The organism is Salinisphaera sp. (assembly GCF_002729955.1).
Lineage (GTDB): Bacteria > Pseudomonadota > Gammaproteobacteria > Nevskiales > Salinisphaeraceae > Salinisphaera.
Genome location: NZ_PBYA01000056.1, coordinates 166,617 through 181,205, shown reverse-complemented (window position 1 = coordinate 181,205; position 14,589 = coordinate 166,617). Strand labels below are relative to the sequence as shown.

The 14,589-nt window shown below is 65.7% G+C and carries 12 protein-coding genes and 1 pseudogene; 6 read left to right on the top strand and 7 right to left on the bottom strand.

Features of this window, described 5'->3' with window-relative positions; translation table 11 throughout:
• The 4 genes and pseudogenes from CMN27_RS16315 to CMN27_RS16300 form a co-directional block, all read right to left on the bottom strand.
• Nucleotides 1-344 (bottom strand): annotated as a pseudogene (locus tag CMN27_RS16315) (type 1 glutamine amidotransferase domain-containing protein); the annotation flags it as partial.
• A 56-nt stretch (nt 345-400) separates the two neighbouring features.
• Nucleotides 401-1,174, bottom strand: coding sequence for a phosphatase PAP2 family protein (locus tag CMN27_RS16310; protein WP_293628164.1), 774 nt, complete (start codon nt 1,172-1,174; stop codon nt 401-403).
• A 78-nt stretch (nt 1,175-1,252) separates the two neighbouring features.
• A complete protein-coding gene (locus tag CMN27_RS16305; protein ID WP_293628162.1) occupies nt 1,253-2,587 on the bottom strand; it encodes an ATP-binding protein in 1,335 nt (444 codons plus the stop codon).
• On the bottom strand, nt 2,588-3,310 hold the full coding sequence (locus CMN27_RS16300; protein ID WP_293628160.1) for a response regulator: 723 nt from the start codon (nt 3,308-3,310) through the stop codon (nt 2,588-2,590).
• Nucleotides 3,311-3,520: 210 nt separating this feature from the next.
• Here CMN27_RS16300 and CMN27_RS16295 point away from each other — a divergent pair, with 210 nt between their 5' ends.
• From CMN27_RS16295 to CMN27_RS16275, 5 genes are all read left to right on the top strand, one after another.
• Nucleotides 3,521-4,054, top strand: coding sequence for an EF-hand domain-containing protein (locus tag CMN27_RS16295; RefSeq protein WP_293628158.1), 534 nt, complete (start codon nt 3,521-3,523; stop codon nt 4,052-4,054).
• Nucleotides 4,055-4,150: 96 nt separating this feature from the next.
• Entirely contained in the window at nt 4,151-5,659 is a 1,509-nt protein-coding gene (locus tag CMN27_RS16290; protein ID WP_293628156.1) for an efflux transporter outer membrane subunit, read from the top strand.
• Entirely contained in the window at nt 5,656-7,038 is a 1,383-nt protein-coding gene (locus CMN27_RS16285) for an efflux RND transporter periplasmic adaptor subunit (RefSeq protein WP_293628154.1), read from the top strand. The genes CMN27_RS16290 and CMN27_RS16285 overlap by 4 nt, the downstream gene beginning before the upstream one ends.
• Nucleotides 7,035-10,136: an efflux RND transporter permease subunit gene (locus CMN27_RS16280; protein WP_293628152.1), complete on the top strand. Its 3,102-nt coding sequence runs from the start codon at nt 7,035-7,037 to the stop codon at nt 10,134-10,136. Before CMN27_RS16285 ends, CMN27_RS16280 begins: the two co-directional genes overlap by 4 nt.
• Before the next feature lie 169 nt (nt 10,137-10,305).
• Complete coding sequence (locus CMN27_RS16275; protein ID WP_293628150.1) at nt 10,306-10,770, top strand: hypothetical protein; 465 nt, start codon at nt 10,306-10,308, stop codon at nt 10,768-10,770.
• A gap of 205 nt (nt 10,771-10,975) precedes the next feature.
• Here the strand turns inward: CMN27_RS16275 and CMN27_RS16270 are convergent, their stop codons facing one another.
• The 3 genes from CMN27_RS16270 to CMN27_RS16260 are packed head-to-tail and all read right to left on the bottom strand — an operon-like array spanning nt 10,976 to nt 14,165.
• Nucleotides 10,976-11,839, bottom strand: a complete 864-nt coding sequence (locus CMN27_RS16270) for an SDR family oxidoreductase (protein WP_293628148.1) — start codon at nt 11,837-11,839, stop codon at nt 10,976-10,978.
• 2 nt (nt 11,840-11,841) lie between these two features.
• A complete protein-coding gene (locus CMN27_RS16265; RefSeq protein WP_293628146.1) occupies nt 11,842-13,032 on the bottom strand; it encodes a heme biosynthesis HemY N-terminal domain-containing protein in 1,191 nt (396 codons plus the stop codon).
• Nucleotides 13,029-14,165, bottom strand: coding sequence for a uroporphyrinogen-III C-methyltransferase (locus CMN27_RS16260; protein ID WP_293628144.1), 1,137 nt, complete (start codon nt 14,163-14,165; stop codon nt 13,029-13,031). The genes CMN27_RS16265 and CMN27_RS16260 overlap by 4 nt, the downstream gene beginning before the upstream one ends.
• On the opposite strand from CMN27_RS16260, the gene CMN27_RS16255 reads away from it, so the two are divergent.
• The gene (locus CMN27_RS16255) at nt 14,131-14,580 is read left to right on the top strand and encodes a hypothetical protein (protein ID WP_293628142.1); all 450 of its coding nucleotides are present in this window, start codon (nt 14,131-14,133) and stop codon (nt 14,578-14,580) included. The genes CMN27_RS16260 and CMN27_RS16255 overlap by 35 nt on opposite strands.
• Nucleotides 14,581-14,589: the final 9 nt, after the last annotated feature.

Here is a 14,589-nt window from a genome sequence, read left to right as displayed (position 1 = left end):
GAATCCCGATCTTCGGCCAGATCCCAGAGCGGGCCGTGCCCGCCGGGATAGAAGATCGCATCGAAGCGCTCGCCGGCCACCTCGGCCAGTTTCTGCGTGCTCGCCAGCGCGCGCTGGGCGTCGGCATCGCTTTTGAAACGCTCGGTGGCCGCGGTTTGAGCCTGTACGCTGTCGCTGGCCGGGTCCAGCGGCGGCTCGCCCCCGGCCGGTGAGGCCAGCACGACCTCGGCGCCGGCATCGCGAAAGACATAATAAGGTGCCGCGAATTCCTCCAGCCAGAAGCCGGTGGTCTTGCCCGTATCGCCGAGCGCGGCGTGCGAGGTGAGCACCATCAGCACTTTCATGGCGCATCCTTTTTGGTGACGTCAAAGACGCACGATGCGGCCACCGGCCACGACAATCAATCGTGCCGACGCAAGGCCCGGGATGGATGATCCGATTCGGCGCCGGTTCGGCCCTTGAGGCGATGAATGCCCGCCACGAGGGCCCGTGTGAGTATGTCCTGTACCGGCGTATAGACCACCAGCGGCACAACCACCAGCGCGGTCACCACCCCGCCGATGATGGCATCGGTGAACCAGTGCGCGCCGCTGACCAGCCGCGGCAGCACGAAAAACGTCGCGAACACCGCCGACACCAGCCCGTAGCGTCGCCCCGCGAAGAACCAGAGCAGGAAAGTGAACGTGGCCACCACGGTCGCATGATCGCCGGGGAAACTCTGGGTGGAGTGATCCTTGGGGTTCAGCGGCGTGTGCTCGGAAAGCATCGTGAACGGTTCCAGTACCAGCGAGGGGCTGTCGCGCGAGACGTCCTTGAACAGAAATTCGCGGGTGATCGCAACCAGTACCAGCAACAGCACGCAAACCAGAATCGATCGGGCGATACGCACTTCCCGCGATGCGTTCTGGCCGCGCATCACGTAGGCGATGAGCACGCCCAACAGGATGAAGGCCGCGATGTAATCGAACACGCGCAGGTTCGCGAAGGCCCAGAACATCTGTTCCGTATAGCTCGTCTGAACCATGGAGTTGAGCCCGAGCGCGATATGACGATCGAGCCCGTCCCAGAGCATTCGGCTCGGCGCCCACAGATAGGACAACACCAGCAACGCGGCGATGCCATAGCTGATCAGCAGACCGCGCAGGTTCCAATAGGGTTCGTTCTTGCTCGTCATCGTCGCTGTCCTCAAGGTGACGCAACATTATTTAAACGAGATGTTAACGATTTCTTAATGCCGTGTATATAGCACCTATTATTCGCCGGTTCTGGGTAGACGGATACTGACGCTCAGCCCACCCTCGGCGCGGTTTTGCAGGGTGATCTCGCCGCCGTGACCCTGTACCACGGAGCGCGCGATCGACAGGCCCAGCCCGGTGCCGCCCGTATCGCGGCTGCGCGAGCTTTCCAGCCGCACGAACGGGTCGAACACCCGCCCCATTTGTGCTTCGTCGATGCCCGGGCCATTGTCGATAACCTGAATGGTGGCCGCCTGGCCATCGTCGGTCAGAAGGAGCCGGGCGCGCTTGCCATAGGCGAGCGCGTTGTCGATGACGTTACGCAGCGCGCGCCGGATCGCGGCCGGCCGACACACCAGCGCCAGGCGGGCATCGGGCTCGAATACGACCGCTGCGCCGGCCGCGCGATAGTCCTCGCACAGCGCATCCACCAGGGCGGACAGATCGACGTTGCGCGTGGCCTCGGTCGCGGCTTCCTCGCGCATGAAGGTCAGCGAAGCCTCGCTCATGCGTGCCATGTCTTCGAGGGTGGCGGCCATCGAGCGCGTGTTGTCGTCGTCGGGCAGGAATTCCAGGCGCAGCCGCAGCGCGGTAATCGGCGTACGCAGATCGTGGGCGATGGCGGCGACCATGCGGGTACGATCGGCCACGAACCGGGCCAGCCGTTCACGCATGCGATTGAATGCGGCCACCGAGCGCCGAATATCCTCGGCCCCGTACTCCGGCAGTGGCGCCACCTCTTCACCGCGACCGAAGCGTTCCGCTGCGCTGGCCAATTCGCGCAGGGGCGCGGTGATCCGGCGGCTCGTCAGCACCACGATGAGCACCATCAGTACCGCGCTCACCGCCAACGTCATCAACGAAGACCGCGCCCAGTGCCGGGTCGGGTCGAACACCCTCTGGCGTGCCTGCAACCACAGCCCCTCGTCGATCTGTACCGCCATGCGCAGGGCATCCCCGGCACGCCGATTCGGCCCGCGCGCCAGGCCGGGGCCGATCGTCACACGCAGACGTGCGGCATCGATGTCCATCTTCGCGGCCATGTCCCGCGTGAAGCGGTTCGCGGCATTACTGCCCCCGGCAAAGGCACGGCCCGGCCTACGCGCCAGGCGATAACGCAGATCGCGGGTCGACAGCGCCGCCACGGCATCCGCCCGCTCGCCCTCGGGCACGAATTCGAGGGTACGCATGGCCGCGGCCACGTTGTCGGCCATGTTGCCCAGAATCACGCGTTCGAGAAAACGATCGCGCTCGTGCATGAACAAAAAGAAGCTGACGAGCTGCGAAACCACCAGCGCCAGCAGTGTGAGCGCGACGATTCGCCCCGACAGGCTGCGCGGCCACATGCGCATTCAGACGGCCTCGCAGGCAGCCGCGAAGCGATAGCCACCGCCCCAGACGGTAAGAATCAGCCGCGGATTGGCCGGGTCGCGCTCGATCTTGCGGCGCAGCCTACTGACCTGGTTGTCGATGCTCCGATCGAACACCTGGGCGTCCTTGCCCTGGGTCAAGTCGAGCAGCTGATCGCGCGAGAGCACATGATTGGGGTGGCGCACGAACGCCAGCAGCAGCCGGTATTCGCCGGTCGACAGGGCCACCGCCAGGCCGTCGTCGTCCACCAGCTCCTGTTGCGCGGCATGAAAGGTCCAGCGATCGAAGCGCACCGCGCTGCGCTCCGGCTGGTTGCGCTGGGCCGGCAGGGCCGTGGCCCGCCGCAGCACCGCGCGGATACGCGCCAGCAGCTCCCGCGGCGAAAACGGTTTGGTGACATAGTCGTCCGCGCCCATTTCCAGGCCGATGATGCGGTCCGTCTCGTCGGCCACCGCGGTCAGCAGCACGATCGGGATGTCATGGGTTTCGCCCAGCCAGCGACACAGGCTCAGGCCGTCCTCGCCGGGCATCATGATATCCAGCACGACCAGGTCGAAGGCCGATTCACGCACCAGCCGGCGCGCCGCGGCCGCATCGGCCGCCGCCGAGATGCGAAAGCCGTGATCTCGCAGATAGCGCGTCAGTGAATCGCGAATATCGCGATGATCGTCGACAACGAGGATATGCGGCTGCGGCTCGGCCATGACGGGCTCGTGAACGAATGGCCGGGCCAATATAACCCGCCGTTCGGCCGCCTTTACCCGGCTCTTGTATCGATCCCTGCCAACGACGGGGCCGCGACACAATTTGCGACAAATTCGTCGGCCGCCGACAGATTTGCACGACATTTGTGCGCGTAAATGGCGTTGCAGACCGGGCCACAGCGGCCCACAACGAACCCAACGGAGAGTTCCATGAAACACCGCATTCTCATGACCGCCCTTGCCGCCGGCCTGGTCGGCATCGGCAGCGCCCACGCCAAACCCGTGCACGATTCCGACCAGCTCTTCGACGCGCTGGATACCGACGGCAACGGCAGTCTGAGCCAGCAGGAACTGTCGAACATGCGCGAGGCCATAGCCAAACTGCGCTTCGATGCGGCCGATACCAACGGCGATGGCCGGATCGACAAGGATGAGTTCATGGCCCAGGCCGAACAACGCGCCGAGCGCATGTTCGAACGCCTGGACAGCAACGGCGACGGGACGCTGGACGCCAGCGAGGCCCGCCCGCCGCAGCACGGTAAGCAGCACGGCAAGCACCCGGCCGACAAGCCGAAGCGCGCCGAACACGACGCCGACAAGACGAAAGGCCACGACAAGCGCGGCGAGATGTTCAAGAAGATGGACAGCGACGGCGACGGCCTCGTGTCCCGTGAGGAATTCAAGCAGGCCACGCAGCGCCACCACGACCGCATGGCCGAGAAGCACGACAACAAATCGCAGTAACGCGCCGGAAGACGGCCCGACGCCCGCCGGGCGGGCCCGGGCCGTGCCCGCCGACCCGCCGGCGTTGGTGCCGGCGGGCTTTTCATACCCGTTAGAATGAATCCCCGATTCCCCGTGATTCCGTTGCCGCCCATGCGTCTTGTCGCTCTTGCCTGCCTGTGCCTGGCGTTCGCCGGCTGTGCGACGACACCGCTCGACGAACTGGCCGAGCCGGCATTCGAGATGCCCGCCCGTTTTGGCGCCAGTGGCGAAGCGACCACGGATACCCGCTGGTGGACGGCCTTCCACGATCCCGGCCTGAATACGCTGGTCGAACGCGCATTGGGCAACAACTTCAGCCTGGCCTCGACCTATGCCCGTGTCGAGCAGGCCCGTGCAACGCTTGCCAGCGCCAACGCCGACCTCTTCCCGAGCGTGGATGCCAGCTTTGAACAAAGCGGCACCCGGCGCTCGAACAACGGCGCCGCCGTGAGCGGCAGTACCGCGGGCGCCAATGGCATCGTGCTCGACCAGAGCGGCTCCAACTGGAGCGAAACGCGCACTCTGCAGTTTTCTGCCGCCTACGAGCTCGACCTGTGGGGCCGGCTGCGCAATGCCCGCAGCGCGGCGCTGTTCGATGCCCGCGCTACCGCGGCCGACTACCAGGCAGCCGCCATCACGCTCACGGCCGATCTGGCCAGCAACTGGTATCAGCTCCAGGAACTGCGCGCGCGTATCGCGCTGTTGGAAAGCCAGATTCAGACCAACCGCGACGTGCTCGACCTGACCACCTACGCCTTCAAATATGGCCAGAGCCAGGCCGCCGACGTACTGCGCCAGCGCCAAGCGGTGGAATCGGTACGCGGTCAGCTCGAACAGGCCCAGGCCAGCGAAGCGGTACTCGAACATGCCCTGGCCACGCTGGTCGGTGTTGCGCCGCAGAACCTGGACCTACCCGAAGGCGATCTCATCGATTTGCCCGCCCTGCCAGACACCGGCGTACCGGCGGCCGCCCTCATGCGCCGACCGGATGTGCGCCAGCAGTTCTATGCGCTGGCCGCGGCCGATCGACGGGTGGCGGTGGCCGTGGCCAATCGCTACCCGCAGCTGTCGCTGTCGGCGAGCGTATCGTCGACCAACGATTCCGGCGATCTGTTCTCCAACTGGATCACCCAGCTGGCGGCCAATCTCACCCAGCCGATATTTGATGCCGGCTCGCGCGCGGCCGAGGTCGATCGCAGCCGGGCGGTGGTCGCCGAGGAAGTCGCCGACTACCAGCAGAGCATGCTCGAAGCCCTGCAGGAAACCGAAGACGCGCTCGCCAACGAGTATCGCCAGAAGCGCTATCTGCAGCGCCTGGACGAACAGCTGCGTCTGTCGCGCGAGAGCGTGGACAACCTGCGCCTGCGTTACCTGCGCGGCGCAACCGATTATCTCGACGTGCTGGATGCCCTGCTCACCCGCCAGAACCTGCAGGTGGACTATCTGGCCGCCCGTCGTCAGCTACTCGACTACCGCATCAACCTCTATCGCGCGCTCGCCGGCGATATCGACAGCCTGCCCGCCGCGGGTATCGACAATCCGCCGGTACCGCTGCCCGCCGCGCAAACCGAAGACCGCCCATGAATAACGAGCCACCCCGGCGCACGCTGCCGCGCCTGTTATGGATCGCCCTGCCCGTGCTGGTACTGGTGGCGGGCGCGGTGATCGCCTTCATCGTGCTCACCAGTACGCCGAGTGCGCCCAAGGCCCCGCCGCGCGAACGCCAGGCCCGGCTGGTGACCGTGACGCCTGCCGAAGCCGCGCCGACCACCCTGGATTTTTCGGCCAACGGCACCGTGCAGGCCGCAGATTCCACCACGCTGCGCCCGCGGGTGTCGGGCCAGATCGTGGCCCTCAACGACAAGCTCGCCCCGGGCACGCGTTTCGCCAAATCCGATGTGCTGGCCCGCATCGATGACGCCGACTATCAGCTCGCACTCAACAGCGCGCGCACCGATCTGGCCAACGCAAAGGCGGCGCTGCGCGTGGAACAGGGCCAGCAGGCCGTTGCCCAGCGCGAGCTGGCCCTGGTGGGTAGTGATGTCAGCGCCGACGAGCGTGATCTGGCCCTGCGCGGCCCGCAGCTCGAACAGGCGCAGGCCGATCTCGAAGCCGCGCGTACGGCCGTCGAGCAGGCCCAGCTCGATCTGGACCGTACCAAGGTGCGGGCCCCCTTCGACGGCATCGTCACCGAACGCAGCGCCTCGATCGGCGACGTCGTCACCACCAGCGACGGCATCGCCACGCTGGCTGCGACCGATACCTACTGGGTGGACGTATCGGTGCCGGTCGATCAGCTGCGCTTCATTCATGCCGCCGACGGCGATCGCGCCGGCACCTCGGCGCAGATCTACTATCCCGACGGCTGGGGCGCGGATGCATTCCTGCCCGCCGAAGTGCTGCGTATCCAGCCGGCCCTGGAAACCTCCGGGCGTATGGCGCGGGTACTGCTCCAGGTGCCCGATCCGCTCGGCGACAATACACCCGCCGATACGCGGCTATTGATCGGCGCCTACGTACGGGCCGCACTTGAAGCCCGTCTGCCCGCCGACAGCGTGCTCATCGACTCGGCCTTCGTACACGAAAACAACAACGTCTGGGTGATGAGCGACGACGGTCGGCTGGATATCCGCAGCGTGGATATCCTCTATCGAGATGCCAATCAGACCGTGATTTCGGCCGGGCTCGAGCCGGGCGACGCCGTGATCACCAGCGAACTGACCGCGCCGATACAAGGCATGCCGATCCGCGTCGAAGCGAGCACGGGCACAACCGTTCCCGATAGTCCGGCCGACAAGACGGACGCAACCGACCCGCAGGCCGACGCCACCGACATGGCGCAGAGGCGCACGCCGCAGGGCCTGCGCCTGAGCGGCCCGCCGGCGGAGATCACCCCCGCCGCCGATAGCAGCCGGTCCGACACACCGCAGGTGGCCGCGGCGACAACGGAGCCGAACTCGTGAGCGAGAGCCCACGCCGCGGCCCGATCGCATGGATGGTCGCCAATCGGGTGACGCCGAACCTGTTGATGCTGGTGCTGCTGGCCGGCGGCCTGCTGATGACCACGCTCATCAAGCAGGAGGTCTTCCCCGAGTTCAGCCTCGACATGGTCACCGTCTCGGTCTCCTATCCCGGGGCGACGCCGGAGCAGGTCGAACAGAACATCGTGCTCGCCATCGAAGAGAAGGTGCGCGATGTGTCCGGCATCGACGAGATGACCGCCACCGCGGCCGAAGGCGGCGCCACCGTGCGCCTGGAGCTGTCGGAATCCGCCGATGGCCAGGCCGTCTTCCAGGACGTTCAGCAGGCGGTGAGCCAGATCACCACCTTCCCCGACGACGCGGAAAAACCGGTGATCTCGCTGTCGGATCACCAGCGCGACGTGCTCGACGTCCAGCTTTATGGCGATGTCAGCGAAAACGCGCTGCGCTCCTATGCCGAAGAAGTGCGCGACCGGCTGCTGCAATCGCCGGACATCACCCAGGTCGAGCTCGAAGGCGCCCGCGATTACGTGATTCGTGTCGCCATCTCCCAGGAGCGCCTGCGCAGCTTCGGGCTTACCCTGGGCGACGTCGCCGATACGGTGGCGGCCTCGGCGGTGGACGTGGCCGGCGGCAGTGCCGATACCGCCTCGGGCGAAGTGTTGCTGCGGCTCAAGGGCCGGCGCGACTCGGCCAGCGAATTCGAACGCATCCCGCTGCTGACAACGCCCGAAGGCACGGTGGTACGGCTGGGCGATGTGGCCACCGTGAACAATGGCTTCGAGGACAGCAAGACCGAAGCCACCTACGACGGCGCCCGCTCGATCGGCATCGCCGTCTATCGCGTGGCCAAGCAGACGCCGATTTCGGTCTCCCAGGCCGCGCGCAAGGTGATGGCCGAGCTGGAAACCGACCTGCCGCCCTCGCTGCACTACGCCATCAACGGCGACAGCTCCGAAATCTACCAGCAGCGCCTCGAACTGCTGCTCAAGAACGCATTCATGGGACTGATACTGGTACTGGGCGTGCTCAGCCTGTTCCTGGAAATCCGCCTGGCGTTCTGGGTGACCATGGGCATCCCCACCGCGTTTCTCGGCGCGTTCCTGTTCCTGCCGTTGATGGGCGTGACCATCAACATGATTTCGATGTTCGCTTTCATCATCGCCCTCGGCATCGTGGTGGACGATGCCATCGTGGCCGGCGAGAACATCTACGAACAGCGCGAACGCGGGGCGAGCGTCATGCAGGCCGCGATCGCCGGCGCGCGCGACGTGGCCATGCCGATCTCGTTTTCGATTCTCACCAACGTGGTTGCGTTTCTGCCGCTGCTGCTGGTGCCGGGCTTTCTCGGCAAGCTCTTCGGCGTGATTCCGCTGGTGGTGATCACCGTCTTTTTGGTGTCCTGGGTCGAGGCGCTGTTCATCATGCCCGCGCATCTGGCCCATGAACGCCGCGGCCGACGCAATCGTCTGTCGGCGGCGATTCATACCCGCCAGCAGGCATTTTCTCGCGGCTTTTCGCGTTTCGTGAGCGACTACTACGCGCCACTGGCGTCGCGGCTGGTGGTGCATCGCTACGTCACGTCGGCGCTGGGCGTGGCGGTGCTTCTGATCGTGCTGGCCTGGGCGTTTTCCGGGCGCATGGGCTTCGCGCTCATGCCCAAGGTGGAATCCGACCGGGCACAGGCCACGCTCACGCTGCCCTATGGCAGCCCCATGGATCGCGTACAGGCCACCCGTGACCGTCTGGAAACGGCCGCGGAACGGGTGATCGCCGACAACGGCGGCGACGATCTGGCCACCGGCGTGTTCGCCACCATCAAAGAGAACGTGGTGGAAATGCGGGTCTATCTGCAGCCTTCGGACGTACGACCGATCAGCACCTCGGCCTTCGTGACCGCCTGGCGCGAACAGCTGGGCGATATTGCCGGTCTGCAGTCGGCCCAGTTCCAATCCGACGCCGGCGGGCCCGGCGCCGGCAAGGCGATCACCGTGGAGCTGTCGCATCGCGATACGGATACGCTCGATCGCGCGGCCGAGGCGCTGGCCACACGACTGGATGAGTTCGCCGGCACCCACGATATCGACAGCGGCGTGGCCGAGGGCAAGGACCAGATCAGCTTCACCCTGAACGATGCCGGCCGCTCGCTGGGCCTGACCAACGCCAGCGTGGGCGTACAGGTACGCGCCGCGTTCTACGGCGCCGAGGCATTGCGCCAGCTGCAGGGCCGCAACGAAGTGAAAATCATGGTGACGCTGCCCGAAGCCGAGCGCGACAGCGCAGCCTCGATTCGCAATCTGCTGATTCGTACGCCCGATGACACCTATGTGCCGCTGGCCCAGATCGCGGATATCGATTACGACCGTGCCTTTACCCAGATCACCCGCCGCGACGGGCGGCGCAGCATCGAAGTCACTGCCAACGTCACCCCCTTCGACGCCACCAGCCGTATCACCCAGACGCTCAATGCCGAAACGCTGCCGCAGCTCGCCAAGGACTACCCGGGGCTGACCTACGGCTATTCCGGTCGCCAGGAAGACACGGCCAATTCGGTACATGCACTGTTCGTGGGCTTCGTGTTCTCGATGGCCGGCATCTACATGCTGCTGGCGATCCCGTTCGCGAGCTATCTGCAGCCGACCATCGTCATGATCGCCATTCCGTTCGCCGTGGTGGGCGCCATTCTCGGCCACGAAATCATGGGCTATTCGCTATCGGTGATCAGCCTCATGGGCGTGCTGGTGCTGGCCGGCGTGGTGGTCAACGATTCGCTGGTGCTCATCCACTACGCGAATACCCTGCGCAACAGCGGTGAAAGCCCGGCCAACGCCGTGCGCCTGGCCGCCGTGCGGCGTTTCCGGCCGATTCTCTTGACGACGCTCACCACTTTCGGTGGCCTCGCGCCGATGATCTTCGAAACCTCGCTGCAGGCACGTTTCATGATCCCGATGGCGATCTCGCTGGGCTTCGGCATTCTGTTCGCGACCGCGATCACGCTGGTGCTGGTGCCCTGCTTCTATGTGATCGTCGAAGACCTGCGCGGCCTGCTGTCGCGCCGCGACCCCGAAGCACGCCCTTGAGTCGGCAGGAACTGATCGTGTCGCGGGTTGATAGCCGGGGCAAACGGCCCGCGCCGCTGGCGACAATCGCGACGCCTATCCGCTTTTCCCACGCCGATACGATCCGGTTCTGCGCGCCGCCACGATGAGGGTTATCCTGAGGCGCTGAGCCCGCCCGAGACCGCCGCCGATGAAGCCCCGCAAGACGCCCCTGACCGCCCTCGCGATCGTGCTTTACGGCATGCTGACCGCCTGTGCCAGTGCACCGCTGCCGGCGCCGGTGGACGACGCCTCCACGCGGGCGGTCGCGGTACCCGCCGGCGACGGGCTGCTTCTCGAGCGCCTGCGGGCGAGTCTGCGCGAGCGCGGCTGGGCGCTGATGTCGTACGACGCCGCCGCACTCGATCGCAACCGCGCCTACGACAGCCTGGCCCGGCAGGCGAGATATCGACTCACGCTCTCCGAGGATCGCATCGGCAACTGTCGCGGCGGCATGCCCAGCTTCATCTACAACGCCGCCATGATCGAAAATCGCGGCGGCACCGTGGTGTTCGCTCTCACCGGCGCGCACTGCCTGGACGACGTGATCTCCCGCTTCGCCACCGGGCTGGACCGCAATGGGCTGATCGCACCGACGGTGGGCGCCGGCGGCTGAGCCCTCGCCGGCTTGGCGTCATCGCACCAAAGATCGACACCGATCAACACAGATCCCGACAGAGCATCTGGCAGCGTCGGATTTCCGCGGTCCCGCTTTTCATCTGCGTGAATCTGCGTCGATCTGCGGACACCCCCTTGAGAACCGCAGCCCATGGCATGAAACCCTGCCCGCGGGCCTAGTCAGCTGTTTTGGCGCCGGGTTATCAGTCCAGCGGCGGTTCGGCCTTGAGGCTGGCCGCCAGGCCATCGCGGAAATCCGCGAAGGCGAATTCGTAGCCGGTATCGTCGAGCAGGCGCTGGTTGCTCAGGCGCCGGGACTCGCGCAGAAACGATAGCCGCATGGCGGAAAAACGCTGCTCGGCCTCGGCCCAGGAAATACGCGGTGGCGAGGCCACACCCAGCATCTCGGCCAGGGTGTCGTAGTAGACACCGAGCCCGGTCGGATGCCCATCGCTGGCGTTGTAAAGATTGTGGTCGAGCGACCGGGTACCGGCCAGCCAGGCGATCGCACCCAGATCGTCGATATGAATACGGTTGCTCCAGCCGCCGTCCGCGTCGTCGAGAATGGGCGTGGCCTCGCGTACCCGGTCCACCGGCAGACGATTCGGCCCATAGATGCCCGGTGCGCGCAGCACGCGCGCCTGGGGCGAGAAGTCGAGTATGCGGCGCTCGGCGTCCACGCGGCGCTTGGCCCGTTCGCTCTCGGCGTTCACGGGCCGGGTTTCATCCACCCAGGCACCGCCACAGTCGCCGTAGACGCCGCTGGTGCTGATATAGACGGTATAGGTCGGCGGCCCGTCGAGGGCGGCCAGCACCCGCGCCATGCGTGTATCGGTCTCGCCCTCGCGCTGGGGCGGGGCGAAATAGAACAGCCGGTCGCAGGCCGGCAGTTCGAGGGCGTCGGTGTCCAGATCGACCAGGAGCGCTTTTGCACCCACCGCTCGCACCTTGGCCGCGCTGGCCTGGCTGCGTACTACGCCGGTCACGCGATCGCCCGCGGCGACCGCGCGTGCGGCAACACGAACGCCCGTGTCGCCGCAGCCGATGATCAGACTATGCGAAGCCAAACCTAGCGGTTCGCGTCGCGCAGCTCGAGGCCGCGACGATAGGCCGAACGCGCTTCCTCTTTTTCGTTGATTTCCTCGAACAGCCGGCCCAGTTCGAGCAGCGCATCGGGGCGCGACTGGTTCTTCTGGCTGGCCTCGAAATAGCTGCGTGCCCGGCCCCACAGCCGGTTGCGCAGGCACAGACGCCCTGCCACCAGCAACAGCTCCGGCTCTTCACCATACTGCTTGAGCCAGTTCTCGACCGTGGCCAGCTGTGCGGTGCGATCGGCGCATTCCAGATCGCCGAACAGCAGCGCCAGCGATGCACTCCACTCGTGCTTGAGCGTATCGCGTATGACGTCGGCCGCCTGCTCGTCCGCGCCGGCAAGCTTGAGCAGCTTGGCATAGCGTTCGACCATGCCGGGCTTGGTGCGCAGCCGTTTGGGCACGCGCTTCCAGGCCGTGGTCAAGGCGATGGCATCTTTCTGCTGATGATGGGTGAGATCGTCGTTCCAGGCATCCACGGCCAGCCGATCGATATTTTCGGTGGGCATGTCGCCGTATTTGTAGAGCGACGGCACCAGCTCTCGCAGCTGCTTGTAGTCGCCCACGCTCGCCGACTGCGCCGCGTAGAGCTGAAGCACCTGCGGGTGGGTGGGCTCCATTTGATAGAGCCGGGAAAGGCAGGCCATGGCCTCGGCGCTCTGACCCTGCTGGATCTGCAGCTGGGCCTGGGTGAGCAGCACGGCCAGTTCGCTGGCGCCCTTCTTGGATGAGGCCAGCTCCAGAAACCGATCGCGATCGGACACATGCCCCTGGAACTGGGCCGCGCGTGCGGCCAGCAGGTAGTTCAGGCCAGGCGCTTCGTGGCGGTCGGCCAGACGACCGAGCTCGGTCTCGGCACGCGACCAGCGCCCTTCCAGCAACAGCTGCAGGCCATCATAGAGCGAATGCCGGGCCTTGCGCTCACGCCGGCGGGCGACACGCTCGCGCAGCGAACGCGGCAGCAGAACCCCGGCCACGATGAGCTTCCATACGGCGATTACGAGGGCGATCACCACGAGCAGCGCAGCCACGGCGAACAGCAGGGAGGTTTCCACTTCCCAGCCGCCAAACGACAGCAGCAGATACCCCTGCTGGTCGCGAAAGACCAGCGCGACCACGATGCCGAGGATGACGAATAGGCAGAAAGCCAGCAGCGTACGCCGCATCATGCACCATCCTGGCCGGACTGCTCACCGGCGCTAGCATCGTTGTCCTGATTGCCCGAGCCGCTGGTGCCGCCTGATTGGCCGCCACTGCGACGCGACTTGAGCTGTTCGAGCAGAACCAGACTGCGCGAAATATCCGGCGTATCCCAGTCGAGCTTGACGTTGCCCATCTGCTTGAGCCGGTCGCGCATATGGCTGACCGGTGCGGCGTCGGTATCGTAAAAATCCTTGAGCCACACACGCGCGGTTTCCAGGCTGTCGCGATAGTTCTCGGTATCGCGCTCGAGCAGGGCCAGCCTTGCGCTACGCAGTTCCAGCTGCAGGTTCTGGTTCAAGAAGAACGCCTGATCCGGCGGCAGCAGCGCACGCTGGGTGCCGTCCGAACGGCGGATGGTCATCATCCCCGAAAGCGCATCGCCCACCGAGTTCTTGAAGTGATCCCAGCCCTGGCTGAACTGCGACTGGAACTCGTCGAAGCTCATGCTCGAATCGTCGTCCGAGGCCTGGGCCTGACTTTCCTGATTGTCGTATTCGCTGGGCACGCTCGAATCCAGCGGCAGCTGCGGCACCTGTTCGATCAGGGCGGCCAGCTGTAGCGACAAACCTTCGATATCCGGCGACGGCAGCGCCTGCAACGCTGCCACTTCGTTGGCGATCTCGCCGCGGATATTGAACAGACGCGGATCGTTCTTGCGGGCGATCGCATCGCTGGCCATTTCCAGCGCACGCGCCGCGCCCTGCGGGTCGTCATAGAGCTGCAGCCGCTGATTGGCTACGCGCAGCAGCGATTCGATCTGGTCGAGTTGCAGGCGGCTCGCGCCTTCGTTGCGCGCATCGGCCAGTTCGGCGAGCTGGGTCTGGGTGGCTTGCAGCGACTCCTGCATATCCGACAGGTTCTGCCCCTGCTGGTCGATACGCGAGCCCAGATCGCCGAGATCGGAATCCAGCGACTGCAGCCGCGAATCAAAACGCGACAGGCGCGGCATGACGATGTCCTGCACGCTCGACTGCACGCTCTTTTCGACCGTGTCCAGCCGCGAATCGGCCGAGGCAAGTCGCTGTTCGCCGCGATAGAGCAGCCAGCCGGAAATCACCAGCGCGATGAGCGCGATCACCACCGCCACGATGGCGATCATCGGCGGCTTGCCACCGCCGCTGCCACTGTGCGAGCTACTGGACGGGCGGTTCGGCGTGCCGGAACCGTGGCCGGTCGTCTTCGATGCCGCCGTACTGGCGGCCGTCGTCGACCCGGGGTTTGTGGCCGAAGAACCGGTCTTGCCGGCGCCGGCGGCATTCGCGTTTGACGTCCTCGACGAACCCGCGCCGGACGTCTTAGCGCCCGCTGCGGCGGGTTTAGTGCTTGCCTGGCCGGAAGTCGATTTATCGGCCTGCTTGCCGGCCGATGATTTCGACGCGCCACTGCTGGCACTGGCCGATGTGGAAGCGCTGGTCGCGCTCTTGTTCTGGTCAGCGCCCTTGTTCGAAGGGGCGTCGTTACGCTTTTCTTCACTCATGTGGCGGCGGATTCCCCCGGTAGCCGATAGCCCGTAGCGATGGCTG